We start from the raw sequence: 18258 nt of genomic DNA, 5'->3' as shown, positions 1-18258 counted from the left end.
CAGCAATTAGCTTGTGCCGTAGCCATCTTAAAGGATCAAATTAGCCTCTATACATTTAAATCTCTATTTTTATAAAATAGATAAGTGATGCTTATCAGGGCTGCAATAAGGACAAAAGATAAAATCACAAATAGAGGTTCCAATCTCCCGCCATTGATCACACTTTGGGCCGTAAAATATTTAAAAGGCGTGATATATTTCAAGCCCTCAAGCTTGCTATTCATATCGACGGCGATGGATAAGATAAAAGCGACAAGCAGTACTGCCGTGGCGATCGAACCCGAATTCTTCGGGTTTTTACTGATCGCCGCGATACCTGAACCGATGAATAGAAAGATGGCTTGTAAAATCAACATGCCAACGGTCAACATTTGAATTTCGCTGGTTACGGCTTCACCATGGCTATACTTGCCGACAATAGCAATCGATAAAACGAGAGTGACGAGGTTTAAGATCAGGACATTGGCCAGGGCGGCCAAGAGCTTTGAAGTTAAGATTTTAGTTCTTGATATCGGTTTCACCATTAAAAATTCGGTCGTTTTATCCCGTTCTTCCTTTGAAATAATATTGGCGCCCAGCATAGAAGCATGGATGGTTACCATGAACAGCAAGTAGAGAAAAAGTATTCCGTAAAAACCGCTGGCTTTGGTGACGTCAAAATCACCGAATCCCAAGATCGCTCTCAAGGTTTTCGGAATTGTAGAGATAATTTCACTAATGGACTGACCTGATTCTGCATAATACGAATACTTAGCCATTCCACTGACAATCATCAGGAACATGCCGATGCACCATAAAAGCAGTGATTTTCGATAAGCCTTCATTTCTCTGATAAAAATATTCATAAGCCTGACTACCCTCCTTAAAATTCAAGGCTGTTCTAAACGGTATGGATATCCTTTTTTACATACACCCGGTAGCTGGCCCCTATCGCTATGAGGATAAAGAGAATGCCGATCAGAGGATATGAACTTTCGTAGGCCGCATTTTTAATAATATAGGCCGAATCAAAATATTTAAACGGCGATATAAACCTTACAGTTTCATCCCCCAGAACAGAGCCGAGAGTGCTTATAATGAAAAAGGCAAAGACGGTGCTCAGAGATATTGAATTCACGGATTTGATTTTTCCGGCAACAACCGAAACAAAAACACCCAAGGAGAGAAACATCAGTTGAATAAATAATAACGGGGCGGTAATCATGAAGAAGATTTTGAGGTTGAATTCCGCTTTGACTGTTAAGGTCATCAGAAGGGTGATCCCCCAATAAATCAGATTAGTCATCACGAGGGAAGCCAAGGCGGCTAGAAGCTTGGAGGTTAGAATGTGTTGACGGCTAATCGGTTTGGTTAATAAAAATTCGGCGGTTTTATCGCGCACTTCCTTTGAGACGATGGATAATCCCAGATTCATCGCCTGAATGGCTCCGCACAAAAGGATATAGACAAAGACAATGGAGTAGAAGCCTTCAAGGGTTGAGATGCTGTCCACATAGATGCTCAACGCCCTTCTTAAGACTTCTGGCATACTGTTAAGGACGGCTTTAAACGCTTCTATTTCCTCTAAAAGTGAAGAAAAGATAAGGATAAACAGAGCGGCGACCGCGGCCATCGAACCGGCCCATATCAGGATGGATTTGCGGTAAGCCTTCAGTTCATGAAGAAATAGGTTCATTCCCTTAGGCCTCCTTTTCATAATAATGCATGAAAATCTCTTCGAGATTGGGCTCCTCAACCCAGACATTCGTTATTTCGACCTCGGAGATTTTTTTGAGGATTAAATTGATATTGCCCTTAAATAAAAAGCTGACGACATGATCTTTGATTTCCAGATTGCTGACTCCGGAAATTTGGAAGTAATTCCTATTGATTTCAGAGGACAGTTCAATCTTAATTTTCTTATACGTGTTTTCCGTTAAATTGCTGATCGTTTCGACGTTGATAATCTTGCCTTCTTTGATAATAGCGACACGGCTGCACAACCTTTGGACCTCGTTTAAAATATGGGACGATAAAAGAATGGTCGCCCCTTTTTTGTTTTCTTCCTGTAATACGTTGAAGAATTTCTGCTGCATCAGGGGATCAAGACCGCTGGTCGGCTCATCCATGATGATGAGTTTCGGTTCATGCAGCAAGGCTTGGACGATACCCACCTTTTTGCGGTTACCAAAGGATAAATCTTCGATTTTTTTCTTGAGGTCGAGATCCATGATTTCTGATAATTCCGTTATTCTTTGGTTGCAATCCTTTTTATAGAAGCTGGCCGAATATTTGAGAAGATCAAGAACCTTCATTTTTTCGTAATAGAAGACCTCTGAGGGTAAATAGCCGATTTCTCGGGCAATTTCAGGTGCGTATTTTATACAGTCTTTTCCAAAGATCTTGGCACTGCCGCTCGTTGGATAAATCAAGGATAATAAAGTCCGGATTGTCGTCGATTTACCGGACCCATTTGGACCGATGAAGCCAAAAATCTCACCTTCTTCAACCTTAAAACTTACATCAATAATCCCCCTGGACTTACCGTAATATTTAGTGAGTTTATCGATCTCAATAACGCTCATGCTTCGGCCTCCTTTACGTGTAATCAGTTTATCCCATCTGATTTAAGCATTTCCCTAATTTCACCGAAATTCCTTTAAGTTGAAGGACAAATTTTTGAGGGTCGTACCCCCACACAGCGGGAAACAATTCTGACAATACAAAGGGACTGATTTGTTTAGAGATAAAATTACAAAAAAGGAAAATAAAAGGAAATGTAGAAATACAAGGGTAAAATCAAAATGATTGTGAAGGGGTTAGATTTTAATGAAACATTTTAGCCGATTCGGTTTATTGTTATTGCTTGCTTTTTTGACGATTAATCTACAACCTGTGTATGCTAGTTCTATGACGAATCCAGAAAGATTGGATGGATTGGACAGATATGAGACTGCAAAAATTATCTCCGAACGAGCTTACCCTGGAAAGGTAAACAGCGTTGTTTTAGTATCAGGTGAAAGTTTTGCCAATGCTTTACCTGCCAGTGTTTTGGCAAGCAAATTGAATGCCCCCATAATTCTCATTGCACCGACTATAGAAGCCTCAGATTCTGCTTTTGATTATTTAGCTAAACATCTTGATTTACAAGGAAATATTTATTTAATTGGTGAAGAGGGTTCTATTGGCTCTGATTTTACTAAGAAATTAAATGATATGGGCTATCAAAATATTAACCGTATAGGCGGGCAATCAAAATATGAGACAGATGTACTCATTGCAAAAGCAATACTTCCCAAAGCTGATAATCCAATTGTCATCAGTTCGGGGGAGGATTATCCTGATGCACTGAGTATATCAAGCTTCGCAGCAAAGAATGGCTGGTCTATTCTTTTGGTAAATAACGACCTACCCAATGTAGTCAATGACTATATCCAAACTTTAAAACCATCTAAGATTTATATTACCGGGGGTCCTGGAGCAGTTTCAATAGAAATCGAAAATAAACTTAAAACACTATTTCCCGATTCGGAAATAGTGCGATTGGATGGATTAGATCGATTTGAAACTGCAGTTAAGATCGTTCAATATTTTAATAAAGCGCCCAACACTATTTATTTAGCATCAGGATATAACTTTCCTGATGCACTCGCTGGAAGTGTATTAGCGGCAAAAACGAATGCCCCCATTTTATTAGTCGACCCCAATAGTACACAAGTATCAAATCAAAGCTTACCTTATTTAAACTCTCTTCGAACTAGCGGAATTAAGGCTAACTTAATTTCATTTGGCGGGAAAGCTATTGTTCCGGAAGAATTAGTTTCGGCAATTGATTCAACCCTAAATGGGACTTCAAAGCTAACCGATGGATTAATCCAAGATTCTATCTCTCAACAAGATGCTGAGAATTTAGCATCCAGTTTTACTTCAATTTTCATGACTTACGATTATCGTAATCTTACGCCTAAAACTGAACTCTATGCTCTAGCTACTTCATCAGGATTTCAAATGGGGATAGAAAAAAACATAACAGCCAATAATGCAACTATGTTGAGAGATAAAGTTATACAGAATGTTAAAGGAATTACCTATTCTGGTTTCTCAATTAACGGAGATGAAGCAACTTTAGAAATCACAGATATTTCGCTTGAAGGGACCGTAAATGGTAAAAATTTCACAGAACATTTTTCTGGCACAATTACCTTTACACGAATTGATGGTAAATGGTTAGTTGGTGACCTGGCTATTCATCCTCTTCATTAGGCTATTAACAACGATTAAAGAACTGCCAGAACGTTTTTATGCGCTCTGGCTTTTTATTCGTAATATGTACAGAGAAATTGAATCAATTGCACTCACTTAGACTAAGCCGTATAATGAATTTAGTAATTTGGGAGACAAGAATGCTAAAAAAAATTCATTTTATCGTCAATTAACTCAAATTAATTGCACTCCTTTTCACCACGTCGTATAATAAATTTAGTTTGTCTACAGTTTGTGTTAAGAATGGGAAGTATGCTGGGATTAATATAAAATTATGAAGAGGTGCATCATCGGTGGAATTCAGAGACTTAAAAGCACAATACCAAAATTATAAACCCGAGATTGATAAGGCCATTCAAGAAGTATTGCTTGATTCGAACTTTATTAGCGGTAAGCAAGTCGCAGACCTTGAGGAACAGTTGGCTCAGTATGTTGGAGTTAAGCATTGCGTAACCTGCGCTAACGGAACAGATGCCTTGACCTTGATGATGATGGCATGGGATATAAAGGAGGGAGATGCAGTATTTGTCCCTGACTTTACTTTCTTTTCATCGGGTGAAATTGTTTCTTCGCAAGGAGCGACACCTGTGTTCGTTGATGTGGATCGAGAGACCTTTAACATTGACAGTGTAAAATTAGAAAATGCCATTCAAAGGACGATTGCAGAAGGAAAATTCACTCCCCGTGTTATTATTACCGTCGATTTATTCGGATTGCCTGCAAACTATCCTGAAATCGAACGGATTGCCAAAAAATATGGATTAAAGGTACTGGAAGATGGGGCTCAAGGCTTCGGCGGCAGAATTGGTGATCAAGTCGCTTGCAGCTTTGGAGACGCAGCTACTACTTCGTTTTTTCCTGCTAAACCCCTAGGCTGCTATGGAGATGGCGGCGCAGTTTTTACCAATGATGATGAAGTGGCCAAGTTGTTGAAATCCTTCAGAGTACATGGTAAAGGGGATAATAAATACGATAATGTAAGACTGGGTCTAAATTCACGACTCGACACCATTCAAGCCGCAATCTTAAAAGTGAAATTGCAGGCGTTCATCGAGCATGAGCTCGAAGATGTGAATCGAGTTTTTCAGCTTTACAATGAGAAACTGAAAAATGTTGTAGAAATACCGGTCATCCCGGAAGGCTTCTATTCAAGCTTTGCTCAGTACACCCTTAAGCTGAAAAGTAAAGAACAGAGAGATGAACTGCAAGCCAAATTGAAAGAGCAAGGCATCCCGAGTATGATCTATTATGTTAAGCCGATGCATAAGCAGGGTGCTTTTAGCGGTTTAGAGTTTGATGAGCGTGATTTTGAAGTGACCAATGTACTTTGCGATACTGTTTTATCGTTGCCAATGCATCCGTATCTCAGTGAAAGCGAAGTTGAGGTTATTGCCGAAAGCGTTAAAAAGATTTTGATCAAGTGATTCCAAAATTAGAGTATACGGAGGGCTTAATTTAATGAAGCAAAAATTACTTAATAAAATCAAAAACAAAGAAATAACAGTGGGTGTAGTAGGCATCGGCTATGTTGGGTTACCTCTTGCTGTCGAAAAGGCGAAAGCCGGATTTAAGACCATTGGTTTTGATGTCCAGTCCGCAAAGGTGGATATGGTTAATGAGGGTCATAATTATATCGGCGATGTTGTGGATAGCGACCTTAAAGAGTTAGTCGAAAAAGGGATGCTCTCGGCAACAACAGACTTCAGTTTTGTAAAGGACGTTGACTTTATTGCGATTTGCGTTCCTACACCGCTGGATTCTCATCAGCAGCCAGACATTAGCTATGTTAAGTCATCCTCTGAGGAAGTGGCTAAATATCTTAAAAGAGAAACGATGGTCGTGTTGGAATCGACGACCTATCCTGGTACAACAGAAGAACTGATCAAGCCAATCCTTGAACAAGGCTCTGGTTTAAAATGTGGTGAGGACTTTTACCTCGGATTTTCTCCAGAACGTGTTGATCCCGGCAATCTGATTTTTAAAACGAAAAACACACCTAAAGTCGTAGGTGCTATTGGCGAAGATGCAACTGAAGTTATTGCAGCTATGTATCGTACCGTGCTGGCGGGAGATGTATTTACCGTGTCTAGTCCGGCTATAGCTGAGATGGAGAAAATTCTCGAAAACACCTACCGTAATGTTAACATCGGATTGGTCAATGAACTTTCTATGCTTTGTCATAAGATGGGCATTAATTTCTGGGAAGTTGTTGATGCGGCCAAGACTAAACCTTATGGCTTCCAAGCCTTTTATCCAGGTCCCGGCTTAGGCGGACATTGCATACCTCTCGATCCCTATTACCTTTCTTGGAAAGCAAGAGAGTACGGTTTCCATACCTCGATGATCGAGAGCTCGATGATGATTAATGATAGAATGCCTGAATACTGCGTTGAGAGAGCAGGCGATATTTTAAACAAGGACAAGAAAGCGCTTAACGGTTCAAAAATTCTTACCCTGGGTGTGGCTTATAAACAGGATATTGATGATTATCGAGAAAGCCCGGCGCTTCGGGTTATCGATCTCTTGAAAAAAGAAGGGGCATCTGTTGATTACTATGACTCCTATATCCAGGAGTATCGGTTTAATGGTGAAAAGTTTAAAGGACTGGATAGTATTGATGCCAATATCCTCAAAGACTATGATTTAGTGGTTATTACGACGGCGCATACAAATGTTGATTATGATTTCGTTGCCGAAAATTCTCGGTGGGTATTTGACACGAAGAATGCAGCTAAGAATGTAAACAATCGGGATAATATTGTATTGCTGTAGAACTAGAACTGGGGGTCGTACCCCCACACAAAGGAAAACAATTCTGACAATAACGATGCCAAGCGCGTAAGATAACGTGCTTGGCATCGTTTTTATACTCCCGTGTGATTTCGATCGGTTGAGGCCTTTGAGTATATCTGATATAAATGGAAAATAACTCCGATACCTATGCAGGATATTTTGCAAATATAAAGAATTTAATCGATAATACAAATCCTGGGTAATAATTTAGAATGCGAGAGAGATATGAGAAAAAGCAACAAGTTAATAAGTATAATCAAGAAGATATTGCTTGTAATTCCATTTATCATTGGCTTTATAGGCTATATGCCGCTCTATAACAATAATATATCCTGGGCAGCATACAGCGCCTTAAGACTTTATCAATTCAATACAGATCTCAATGATATTAATGTTTTCGTAGAAGTAGCAAGGTGGCTTTCGCCTATAGCGACGATTGGAATTGTGGTTACAGTATTCAAATCAGTAAGAGATTTTTTAGAATTGCAATTTAGGACGAAAAGAGCTGATAGCTGCGCTGTATATGGAAGTTCTATTTATGCTACGGTTCTTAAGAAAGAACTCGGAAAACGTGCAGTCAAAATTGACAACAATATCTCCTTAAGAGCTTCTAAACAAATCCTTATGTTCGATAATGATAATGAGACTATCGAATTTTATAATGCGAACTTAAGCAATCCGAGGATGAATCAGAAAATCTATTTACATCTCAACAATGTAATTCGTGATAATTTGCAAAATGAAAATATCCATGTCTTTAATCTCCCTGAGAATTGCGCAAGGATTTATTGGAGGGATCATCCTATCGATGCACCCTGTAAGATAGTCATTATCGGATTCGGTGAATATGGCCAGAGTCTGTTTACGCATGGGTTTGTCCAGAATACGTTTAGTGTAGAAACTGGAGTAGAGTATCATATTTTTGGTGACTTTAATGCCTTTAAAGCATTGCATTATCAACTTGGTCGCATATCCAACATTGATAAACATAATCCCAATGGAGATGCGATATTTTACCATAATGATGCTTGGTATGAAGATTTAGAGCTCTTGAAAGAGGCAAACCGAGTTATTCTCTGTGACCAATCCAATAAAAATATTGAAATTCTTAGTCAATTGATTAGCTTATGTCCTGTTAAAGAGATCCATATCAAATCTGATTCTGATGATTTTATTCAGACTTTATTTTGTAAACCTAAAGATGTAGATAAACCTAAAATAGTATCATTTGGTAGTCCAAAGGATATCTGCTCACCTGAAATTGTCATGAATGAAGAATTACTAAAAAGAGCGAAGAGAATCCATGCAATTTATCTTAAGAGTAATATTTGCAATAAGAAGGCAAGCCCTGGATGCACTTACTTGTCCGATGAGAATGACCGTTGTAGAAATAAGAATAAGTGTACAAATAAGAAAAAGGACACAAATCAGAATGAGTGTTCAACTTGGAATACCCTTAATGCGTTTCAACGATATTCTAATATTTCACAAGCCGATCATATTGAAGTGAAACTTAGATTACTTGGCTTAACTGAAAAGGACTATCGTATAGATGATTTATGTAAAGAAGAAGCTGATTTTCGAGCAAAACTCAAAGAAAAACTGGAAAAAGAACTTAAGAATCTTACGCAGGAGAAAAAAGAAGTGCTATCGGAAATTGAACATATTCGATGGTGTAAATATCACTATCTGCACAATTGGGAATATGATAAAGATCGTTCAGATCCTGAGAGAAAACATAATTGTTTAGTCCCGTATAAGGAATTGAGTGAAGATGACATGAATAAGGATCAATCCGTCTATACTCTAATTCCTGAAATCCTTTGGCCGTAATTAATTTAACCCACTCAAATAGATTAAAACTTCATTTTATATTTAGGAAGGGGAAGATAAATTAAGATGGGATATGCTGAACATAATGAAAATAAATGTAATATGAATAAGCCTTATTTATTTATTAGTTATTCTAGTAAAGATAAAGACATTGTTCTAAAAGATGTTGAACAATTAAGAGAATTAGGTGTAAATATTTGGGTTGATACTCAAATGAGAACAGGAACGAACTGGCAGAAGGAAGCCTTTTCAGCGATAAATGAAGTAGATTGTAAGGTTATTGTTTTATATGTCAGCGAATATTCACTTGCTAGTGATAATGTGTTAAAAGAGCTCGAATATTCACGTTCAGAAGAAATTAGGGTTACGCACCCTATAATCGATATACAAATATTACCGATACAATTAATAAAATTTGGAGAAGAAAATAACATTAATAATTGGTACAATACTTATATTTTACAGACGTACAAAGGTGAAAAAGAGAAATTAAATACTATATATAAAATCAAAAAGGATTTTCTGCATAATGGAGATATAATTATGGATAATGGGGTTGACGAGCATGCCCTAAAGTATTATGAAGGATTACTTCGTAGACTTCAAGATTTTGGTGTTGTTGATAAGAACCAAGAGTCTAGCTTTACTGTAGAAGAAAATAAACCAATTCAAGAAAAAACCAGTAATTTAATTTCATTTACTTTGTACGGTGAAAGCTATGAATTAAAGCAAGCGGATTTTATGGCAAAGGTCTATGAGAAGGTCTTAAATAATAACCCTGAAAAGTTGGATTTGGTTGTGGAACAGCAGCAAAATGTTGCCTATGCGAACCAGGTACCCGAAAGTAAGAAAGTTTACTTTAGGCCTGAGAAAGAGATTGCTGTTGGTCAGAAAAAAGTATGGATTGGCACGGCCTATGGAAAACCTCAAAAGCTTGTTCAAATTGCTAAGCTCTACAAAATCCTAGATCTAGATCCAGACAAAATTTTAAAAATTGATAATGAAAATTTACCCGAGGTTAGATCAACAGTTCAAAATAGCTCCAATAGTTCAGAAAGCAGCAATAGTGTAAAAGAAAGTAGCGGTATAAACTTTAAGCTATATGATAAAGAATATTCTGTAGCAAATCAAAGTGAGTTTATGTACGTTATTTATGAAGAACTCCTAAAACGTCATCCGGAGCGTTTAGATGACGTCATAAAGCGGCAGAATCATGTAATCTATGAAGACAAGGTAAAGGCGGAATCGATCACCTACTTCAGAGTCTCAAAGCTAATCAATATTGCGGGGAAAGAAGTTAGGGTGGGAGCCTCGTTGAGCAAAGCAGATAAACTGCGGCACATAAGGAATTTATTCAATATGCTTTCCGTTCCCTACAGCGATCTCAAAAGTGAAGATATTCTTATAGGCTAACATATGTTACATATGGTGTGAAAGGATTCAGGTGAATATGAATGTTGCATTATATTGGAGATAGTGCTAAACGGATAGACAGGATTGCTTACACGGAAAACGGAGTAAATAGGGTAAAAGAGGATATAAAAATTCTTGGAGCGATGGGCATTGCTCAAAAGATGGGTAGTGAGATTGATAATAGTTGCTTAGTTTCACTTACGGCGTCTAACAACGGAACTACTTATGGAATCCCTGAGAATGAACAGATCAACGATTGGAATATTGACCAGCAACAATTAAGTTCGAATGATTTTGTCGTTCTCTATGACCTAGATATTGCACAACGCCAACATATTCCCGTTTGTGACGCAACAACAATTGCCTTTCTTAAACACAGAAATATTAATTTGCTAAGGAATGCAACCCTGAGAAAAACTGAAAAGCCGAAGCTAATCCCCATTGTCTCGATGAATGATTTAAGAGCAAATGGTGCAACAGTAAGTAAAGCGATTTCATGGGAGAGAACTGCGACTGATTTTTTACGAGATTTATCTTACGGAATTTGCCAAGAATTACTGGCGAAGTTTCCGGTGTTCGTTGTACTTTTGGAAACAGATGGAATGCTAGTTCGTCAAAATGATATCTTAACCCTTTACTTCACACCTGCAAAAGCTGAAGGGGATACAGGATCTTTGGAAAACGAAGGGATTCGGAACGCTATTTGTACACAAATAGTTAAACAAATAGCAACTGAGGAATATGAGTTTTCGAAAGTTTTGCCTAATGCTATAGGAGTTCAAGCACTGCCTAATCTGGACCAGTTGGAAGCCCCCGAATCTTGGAGCATTTTGAATGAGGTATGTGGCCGGGATCGGCTTGAGTTGATTGAAGCTGCCAAGAGAATTGTGATCAATGGGGAAAAAGAAATTTTGGATGCTGTTCCATCGTGTCAATATGGTGGTTTGCAAACGGTTGATCGCATGGAAATCGAAAATTATCGGGCAATTGTTAATTTGATGCAGAATTATGCCAAAGACAAAGACAATAGGCCCTTAAGTCTTGCCGTATTTGGCTTCCCGGGTTCAGGTAAATCCTTTGGGATCAAGCAGATTGCGAAAACTCTGGGAGGATTTGAAATCTTTGTTTTTAATCTCTCCCAATTCACGAAATTAAGTGAGCTCGAAGTGTCTTTTCAAGAGATTAGAGATGCCTCGATTAAGGGGGAACGGTTACCTTTAGTCTTTTTCGATGAGTTTGATTCATCTTTTAATGGCGAAGCTTTGGGATGGCTCAAGTACTTTCTAGCTCCCATGCAGGACGGAGTATTTATGGAGGATGGGCGTGAACGCCAGCTAGGGCGTGCCATATTTGTCTTTGCTGGTGGAACGAGTACTTCTTTTCATAATTTTATTCGATCAGAACAAGAGCTGTTTAAAAAGGTCAAAGGACCAGATTTTATTAGCCGATTAAAGGGATATTTGAATATTCAAGGCCCTAATCCAGTAAATCAAGAGGATAAAGCCTATATCATTCGGCGTGCAATGCTGCTGCGTTCGATGATCGGTCGAAGTGCCAAGCAATTGCTAGACAGCAATCAAAAAGTAAATATCGATGAAAATATCTTGTATGCCTTATTGACCACAGAAACCTATAGACATGGTGCCCGTTCGTTGGAATTCTTTATTTCGATGAGTCCATTATTGGGTGAGAAGAAGTGGTATTCAAGTCTTTTACCACCAAGATCACAGATGGACATCCATGTCGATGCTGAGGAATTTATGAGTAAAGTATCGGTTCTTGGGATGTGCAAAGAACTGGCCAAAATGTCCCATGAAATGTATCTAGAAGCGGAGTTGGCAAAGAGCCCAAATAAAGATTTGCAAGCGGTAACCCATTGGAAAAACTTAAATGAGACTTACCAGAAGAGTAACATTTCCCAAATTCAGTTTCATATTGAAAGATTTATAGACTCTAATATTGCTATTAGACAGAAAACCTTGCCGAATAAGGAGTTCGTCTTTAATGATGAGGACTTACTGGAATTATCAAAAGCTGAACATGATCGTTGGTATAAGGAACGTATTAGAGACGGTTGGGTCTATGGAGATAAAAGGGATAACTCGAGAAAAGTTCACAACAATTTGGTTCCTTGGGAACAACTTTCTAAAGAAGACAAGCAGAAGGATACCGATGTAATTCTAAGAATCCCTCTACTTTTTAACAAAATAGGTCTAGAGCTATATTATCGATGAACTGAGGAATTGGGGGTCGTACCCCCACACAAAGGGAAACAATTCTGACAATAACGATGCCAAGCGCGTAAGATAACGTGCTTGGCATAGTTTTTATACTACTGTTTAGTTCTCCCTCTTTGTGAATGTTATAATAGAAAAAGAGGAGTGATGTAGATGAAGAAAAACAAAATTTTGGCTGCGCTACTTTCAATTGGCCTTATACTTTCCACGAATACGGTAGCTTTATCACAAACACAATCGAATCCTTATGTCGCTTCACAAACGATAACCACATTGCGAAGTTCAAGCCGTCTTTCGGGGACAGATCGTTTTCAAACCGCCAAGACCATTGCCGAAAATGTCACAGGGAGTTCACTTTCTTCAAGCCTAGTTATTGCTTCGGGTTTAGATTTCCCTGATGCTTTATCCGGGAGTGTTCTAGCCCATAAGATGAATGCCCCCATTATCCTAGTGAATGACCAGGTTTCAACTTCAGCAGAAGCGTTTGACTTTATCACCAATCATGTTGCGAAAAATGCAACCCTTTATTTCGCCGGAGGCACCGGAGTTATCCCCGCCGAATTTGATCAAAAACTTCGAAGCTTAGGGTATAACAACATGATTCGCTTAGGTGGAGCAGATCGGTACGAAACTTCAAGTCTTATTGCCAATGCTGAGGAGGTTTCCAAAGGGACGCCTATCGTCTTGACTTATGGTGAAAACTTTCCTGATGCGTTGAGCATTTCGAGCTTTGCTGCTTATAATGGGTGGCCTATTTTGTTGGTTGATTCTAATACGATCTCCGATCAAATCAAAACATTTATTCAAGCGGATCAACCCAGTCAAATCTATGTCGTTGGTGGAAAAGGAGTTATTCCCGACTCGCTTTTATCTCTAGCTCAATCATTAGCCCCAAATTCTACGGTGAGTCGGCTCTCGGGCAGTGACCGCTTTGAAACGAATGCCGTGATTAATTCAGAATTTGCGACTAATCCTCAACATTTTTATGTTGCGAGTGGTTTAGATTTTCCGGATGCTCTTGCGGGAAGTGTTCTTGCTGCAAAAACAGGGGACCCCATTTTATTGGTAGGAAACGAAGATTCCAGCCTTAATACTTCCCTTTCGAATTACCTTAAAACGTTTAAGACTCAAAATCTCAATAATATAACTGTATTTGGGGGCATAGGTGCTGTTGCTGATGCTTATTTACAATCCATTACCGCACTGCTCGATGGCACAGTTACTCCCGAGCCAGCAGCTGGCGTTGTATCCTTTATCGTTCCGCCTAAGAACACGGATAGTTATTCAGCGGGCTATCAAACGGCTAAGAGTTACGGAAACCCGACAACATGGACGATTGAAATGCGATTTACGGTGACTAATAAAGGATCTAATACGGGTAGCACCACAATCACAGACAACCTGCCTTCGCCTGCGGATACGTTTATCCAAAAGCCCGTTTTTGAATCTGTTTCCGTGGATCGGAATGCAACCCTCTCTGTAGTCGAGGATACCAACGGTACTGAAAAAGCAATCATCCAGGCTGATAATGTCGTCCCAGGTGAAGTGATTACTGTCACGAATAAATTTGTTGTAGAAGTTCGCGGTGTCGAGATTAATCCTTCAGCCCGTTTGATTCCTCAGACTATCGATACCTCTTTGGTTGATACACAGTATGTCAATCCTGAAAAGTTTATCGAATCAGATGATCCTGATATTCTTACTGTCGCCCAGGATTTAAAGAACAGTTCGAGTGGAACATTAGATTTAGTTCAGAAAACACATGAATTTGTTTATAATACGGTAGCCTATGATGAAACCTTTTCCTCAGGCCATGATAATAAAGGAGCTCTATCCGCTCTAACATACAAAACAGGAGTTTGCCAAGACTATGCTGACCTAGAGGTTGCTCTCCTTCGAGCGAATCAGATCCCCGCTCGTGTTGCCTCTGGCTATGCCTTGAGCTCTGGTGCAGGAGTACCTGTCATCTATCCTTTGCTAGGGGATGGGTGGTCTAATACAGGGGGTGCTGCCCATGCCTGGGTTGAAACGTATCTTCCTCCTTATGGATGGATTGCGAGTGACCCCACTTGGGCTGACAATATTTCGGATTATCGAACCATTGGATCGATTCCTGATAATGGCCATGTCACCTTTGATTTTAATAACAATAGTGCCTATCGAACCGAATCCTATTTTCAGGCTGAATTAGGCTACCCTTCCGTGCGTAGCAAATAACTGGGGGTCGTACCCCCACACAAAGGGAAATAATTCTGACAAAAGCTATGCCAAGCACGCAAGATAACGTGCTTGGCATAGCTTTTATTTGAATAGGATTAAGCCATTAGCAGAATTGGTATAATTTTTAACACATATAGGGAGGACTTCTACGCATAGTCATAGAAGTAAACATTTGTAAGTTATCATTGGAAGAGGAGGACAAATATTACGATGAAGAAAAAGATGGTCTGGATCACATCAATCTTAACGTTGCTCTTTGTTTTAACAGGGTGTACCCCGAATCAGCAGGTCCTTTTTGATGCTACTATGAAAATGCAAAAGGTTAATTCGGTGCAGGAGCATACAACGATGTCCTTCGAATTGAGTGGTTCAGGGTTTGAACCTGCTGTTCAGCAGCAAATTGATTCGACGGCTATGTTGCTTAATACGGCTAAACTTGATCTCAATGTAAAAACGAATGGCAATGAACAGAAGACGGTTAGTCAAGCACAAATCGATATGAACTTAGATATGCAGGGGTTAAGTCTTAATGTGCCTTTGTGGGTTGACATGGATCTCACTGGAGAGAATCCAAAGTTAGTGGAAATCATTAAAGTACCTGCAATGGCAACGGCGTCTTTTCCTTCCCGATTTGCAAACAAAGAATATATGGTTATGAATCCCTATGATATGAAGGATTCTGAATTGAGTAATCTCGACCCGACTAAGCTCATGGAGTTCAGCAAAAACTTCCAAACAAAGGGAGTCGAGTTCCTTACCAGTTATGCTCAACGCTTTAATCCAAATCTTGATGTTGTTAATGTCCCCACGAATGATGGGACACAAAAATTTTCGATAAAGCTCAATGATGCACAATTAAAGGAATTTTTGAGCTACACTGTAAATAACTTTGCCCAAGACAAAGAAGCTATGGATTTCATCAAGGAATATTTAAGTTCAATGATTGAACTTGGTGGAGTTCCAGATCAAGCCCAAAGTTCCATTGACCTTGATCAAGCGATTAAAGAGCTCGATGCGAGTACACCGGAGTTCTTAGCTCAGTTTAATGGTTTCATGGCTCAATTGGAGAATGTGTCCTTATTGGGTGATAAAGGACTCGAGATAAACTATACGATTTCGAATGGTTATGTCATTAATGAAAGTGGGCTCATCAATTTTAAAGTGGATCTGTCTCAAATCAATTCCTTGATGAATACCTTGAGCGGACAAAAAGCCCCAGCTATCGATGCCAAAGGGGTCGTGAATCTGACTGTTAACTTTAATACAGATATTACGGGCATAAATACACCGATTAGTATTCAAATTCCAGAACTAAACGAAAATAATTCGTTTAATTATATGGATTTAATTAAAGTATTAGCAGCTCCTCCTCGTTTAGCAGGACTGGATCGATACCAAACAGCGAGAGCGATTAGCGAAGATTTTAATAAGGGTAAATGCGATAACATCATTTTAGCCTCGGGTACTAATTTCCCAGATGCGTTATCTGCAAGTATTTTATCCAAGAAGTATAATGCTCCGATTTTACTTGTGGGATCTACAGTCGGAGAGTCCTCAGAAGCCTTTGACTATATTGCCTTACATTCTACCCCGGCTACAAAAGTATATATCATTGGTGGAACGGGCGTCATTAATGACTCGTTTGAAACAGAAATTCTTAAGAAGGGTAATACAATAGAACGCTTGAGCGGACTTGATCTTTACGAAACCAATATGGCTGTTGTTAATAATGCTAACGTGAAGTCGGGGACACCCGTAATAGTAGCCTCGGGTGAAGGTTTCCCAGATGCTCTCAGTGTTTCTAGTTTCGCAGGATCAAATCAGTATCCAACTCTGCTTGTCGGGAAGGACTTTCTTGCCGAAAAAACAAAAGATTATATTTTAACCCAAAAACCTTCAACCGTGTATATTGCAGGTGGGATATCCGTTGTTTCACAGTCGGTTGAAGATCAAATTAAAGCTTTAGTGCCTGGGACGGCGATTAAGCGTTTAGCGGGGAATGATCGATTTGAGACAGCGGGTGCAGTAGTCAATGAGTTTGCAACAAGTCCCGATACCCTTTATATCGCAAATGGGTATAGCTTTGCAGATGCACTTGCAGGAAGTGGTTTAGCGGCGAAGACGGGGGATCCCATTCTTCTGATCGATCAAAATAGTGGAACATTTTCTCCTGCCATCCAATCTTATCTTAAACAACTTCGAGCTACAGGAATTCGTCCTACGGTTCGGACGTTAGGTGGAGAGGGCGTTGTCCCTGCTAGTCTTGTTCAGCAGGCTCAAAGAATTCTTATGGGGATAGAGTAAGGAATACGATCACCAAGGAGAAGAATTATCATAAAAATATAGCAAGCACATATGACGTGCTTGCTATATTTTTTGCCTTGAAAGTTACCGACGATTTATTTCGCAGTACCCGGTCCGTTAAGGATAGTAGCGGCCTGGGATTGAACCGAATCAGAAACAGCACCCGTTCCGCCTAAGATATATAGAGTGGGGTACATGACAGCGGGGAAAGAACTATATTGTCCTTGCGCGTTGGTATAGGTTAAAGCTTGCTTATCATTATAAGAAATCACATTGAGTGCGCTTATGGTTTCGGAGGGTAATTGATTGGGATTAGTCATGAGCACTACCCCTCCTCCAACTCCAAGGCTTCCCACCAAGACGGCACCGGCTAAAGCATCGGGATAATCCTCTCCCGTAGCTAAGGCAATGAAGGGCTTATTCTTAACTTGTTTAGCCCAGATGGCATTTGAATCATATTTATTTGCGCCGGTTAGTCCCATAGCACGAGGATAAATCTCGTTGGTTTTAGAAGCAAGTGTTCCAAAAATAACTACATTATTAATTGAGTCACAGAAGGCTTTTTGATCAGGCGTAAGACCAGTATCAGCAACCAACAAAATGGGAGTGAAAACTGAAGTAGCTGTCGGGGCAACCGTTAAGGCATCTGCGAAATAAGAATCTGTAACTAAAACAACTTCCTTCAAAGGGTTCTGCAATCGTTTAGAAATAATCAATGAGGTTTCATTTCGATTCTGCCCTCCGAGTTGTTCAATATTCTGTGGGGCAAAGCCCATGCTTACAAGCTTGTCGGTAAAGTTTTGGGGGATGACACCAGTACCTCCAAGGAGGAAAACATTTCCGCTGGTACTCACATGTGCCTGGATAAAATCAAAAGTTGTAGTACTATTCTCAGGGGTATTATCGACTAAAAGAATGGGCGCATTTTCTTGATTAGCTAACGGAGCTCCGGCTAAAGCATCTGGGAAATTGTTGCCCGAGGCTAAAACAACGTTTTGGAACTTTTCACCCTTGGAAAAATCAATGTTATGTTGTTTGGCGAGTTCATTAGCGATACTAACCGCTGTCTCATAACGGTTGCTTCCTTGCAGGCGAACCTGTTGGGTTTGGGTTGGGGTGGTTGAGGCCGCGGCACTCAACGGGAGCGCTAAGGACATCGCAAGGGTTAATAGGACTCCTAGAATTTTTTTCATCAATCGAACACTCCTTTTAATAT

The 18258-nt window shown here is 39.6% G+C and carries 12 protein-coding genes; 8 read left to right on the top strand and 4 right to left on the bottom strand.

The window, feature by feature from the left end; translation table 11 throughout:
• Positions 1-47: 47 nt before the first annotated feature.
• From DESME_RS13645 to DESME_RS13635, 3 genes are read right to left on the bottom strand one after another with little or no spacing between them, the layout of a single operon-like run.
• Positions 48-845, bottom strand: a complete 798-nt coding sequence (locus DESME_RS13645; protein WP_006718063.1) for an ABC transporter permease subunit — start codon at positions 843-845, stop codon at positions 48-50.
• A 35-nt stretch (positions 846-880) separates the two neighbouring features.
• Positions 881-1675, bottom strand: coding sequence for an ABC transporter permease subunit (locus DESME_RS13640; protein ID WP_006718064.1), 795 nt, complete (start codon positions 1673-1675; stop codon positions 881-883).
• Positions 1676-1679: 4 nt separating this feature from the next.
• Positions 1680-2564: an ABC transporter ATP-binding protein gene (locus DESME_RS13635; RefSeq protein ID WP_006718065.1), complete on the bottom strand. Its 885-nt coding sequence runs from the start codon at positions 2562-2564 to the stop codon at positions 1680-1682.
• A gap of 244 nt (positions 2565-2808) precedes the next feature.
• Here DESME_RS13635 and DESME_RS13630 point away from each other — a divergent pair, with 244 nt between their 5' ends.
• The 8 genes from DESME_RS13630 (at position 2809) to DESME_RS13595 (ending at position 17042) form a co-directional block, all read left to right on the top strand.
• Entirely contained in the window at positions 2809-4242 is a 1434-nt protein-coding gene (locus DESME_RS13630) for a cell wall-binding repeat-containing protein (protein WP_006718066.1), read from the top strand.
• 293 nt (positions 4243-4535) lie between these two features.
• Entirely contained in the window at positions 4536-5666 is a 1131-nt protein-coding gene (locus tag DESME_RS13625) for a DegT/DnrJ/EryC1/StrS family aminotransferase (RefSeq protein WP_006718067.1), read from the top strand.
• Between the two features lie 34 nt (positions 5667-5700).
• Positions 5701-7014, top strand: a complete 1314-nt coding sequence (locus DESME_RS13620; protein WP_006718068.1) for a nucleotide sugar dehydrogenase — start codon at positions 5701-5703, stop codon at positions 7012-7014.
• Between the two features lie 288 nt (positions 7015-7302).
• Positions 7303-8868 (top strand): RyR domain-containing protein, encoded by a 1566-nt coding sequence (locus DESME_RS13615; protein WP_167998847.1) that lies wholly within the window; start codon positions 7303-7305, stop codon positions 8866-8868.
• A gap of 66 nt (positions 8869-8934) precedes the next feature.
• The gene (locus DESME_RS13610) at positions 8935-10281 is read left to right on the top strand and encodes a toll/interleukin-1 receptor domain-containing protein (RefSeq protein ID WP_006718070.1); all 1347 of its coding nucleotides are present in this window, start codon (positions 8935-8937) and stop codon (positions 10279-10281) included.
• 41 nt (positions 10282-10322) lie between these two features.
• Positions 10323-12515: a RyR domain-containing protein gene (locus DESME_RS13605; RefSeq protein ID WP_006718071.1), complete on the top strand. Its 2193-nt coding sequence runs from the start codon at positions 10323-10325 to the stop codon at positions 12513-12515.
• A 156-nt stretch (positions 12516-12671) separates the two neighbouring features.
• Positions 12672-14735, top strand: a complete 2064-nt coding sequence (locus DESME_RS15470; protein ID WP_006718072.1) for a cell wall-binding repeat-containing protein — start codon at positions 12672-12674, stop codon at positions 14733-14735.
• A 213-nt stretch (positions 14736-14948) separates the two neighbouring features.
• Entirely contained in the window at positions 14949-17042 is a 2094-nt protein-coding gene (locus DESME_RS13595; protein WP_006718073.1) for a cell wall-binding repeat-containing protein, read from the top strand.
• Positions 17043-17137: 95 nt separating this feature from the next.
• On the opposite strand, the gene DESME_RS13590 is transcribed toward DESME_RS13595, so the two are convergent.
• Positions 17138-18235 (bottom strand): cell wall-binding repeat-containing protein, encoded by a 1098-nt coding sequence (locus DESME_RS13590; protein ID WP_006718074.1) that lies wholly within the window; start codon positions 18233-18235, stop codon positions 17138-17140.
• Positions 18236-18258 lie beyond the last annotated feature (23 nt).

This window comes from Desulfitobacterium metallireducens DSM 15288, from assembly GCF_000231405.2.
GTDB lineage: Bacteria > Bacillota > Desulfitobacteriia > Desulfitobacteriales > Desulfitobacteriaceae > Desulfitobacterium_A > Desulfitobacterium_A metallireducens.
Note: the sequence above shows the minus strand (reverse complement) of the source record. Positions and strands in the feature narration are given on the sequence as shown.

Coding starts and splice junctions, on each gene's coding strand:
- DESME_RS13590 (WP_006718074.1), bottom strand. CDS start 18,235: ATGAAAAAAATTCTAGGAGTCCTATTAACCCTTGCGATGTCCTTAGCG.
- DESME_RS15470 (WP_006718072.1), top strand. CDS start 12,672: ATGAAGAAAAACAAAATTTTGGCTGCGCTACTTTCAATTGGCCTTATA.
- DESME_RS13595 (WP_006718073.1), top strand. CDS start 14,949: ATGAAGAAAAAGATGGTCTGGATCACATCAATCTTAACGTTGCTCTTT.
- DESME_RS13640 (WP_006718064.1), bottom strand. CDS start 1,675: ATGAACCTATTTCTTCATGAACTGAAGGCTTACCGCAAATCCATCCTG.
- DESME_RS13605 (WP_006718071.1), top strand. CDS start 10,323: ATGTTGCATTATATTGGAGATAGTGCTAAACGGATAGACAGGATTGCT.
- DESME_RS13630 (WP_006718066.1), top strand. CDS start 2,809: ATGAAACATTTTAGCCGATTCGGTTTATTGTTATTGCTTGCTTTTTTG.
- DESME_RS13610 (WP_006718070.1), top strand. CDS start 8,935: ATGGGATATGCTGAACATAATGAAAATAAATGTAATATGAATAAGCCT.
- DESME_RS13645 (WP_006718063.1), bottom strand. CDS start 845: ATGAATATTTTTATCAGAGAAATGAAGGCTTATCGAAAATCACTGCTT.
- DESME_RS13635 (WP_006718065.1), bottom strand. CDS start 2,564: ATGAGCGTTATTGAGATCGATAAACTCACTAAATATTACGGTAAGTCC.
- DESME_RS13620 (WP_006718068.1), top strand. CDS start 5,701: ATGAAGCAAAAATTACTTAATAAAATCAAAAACAAAGAAATAACAGTG.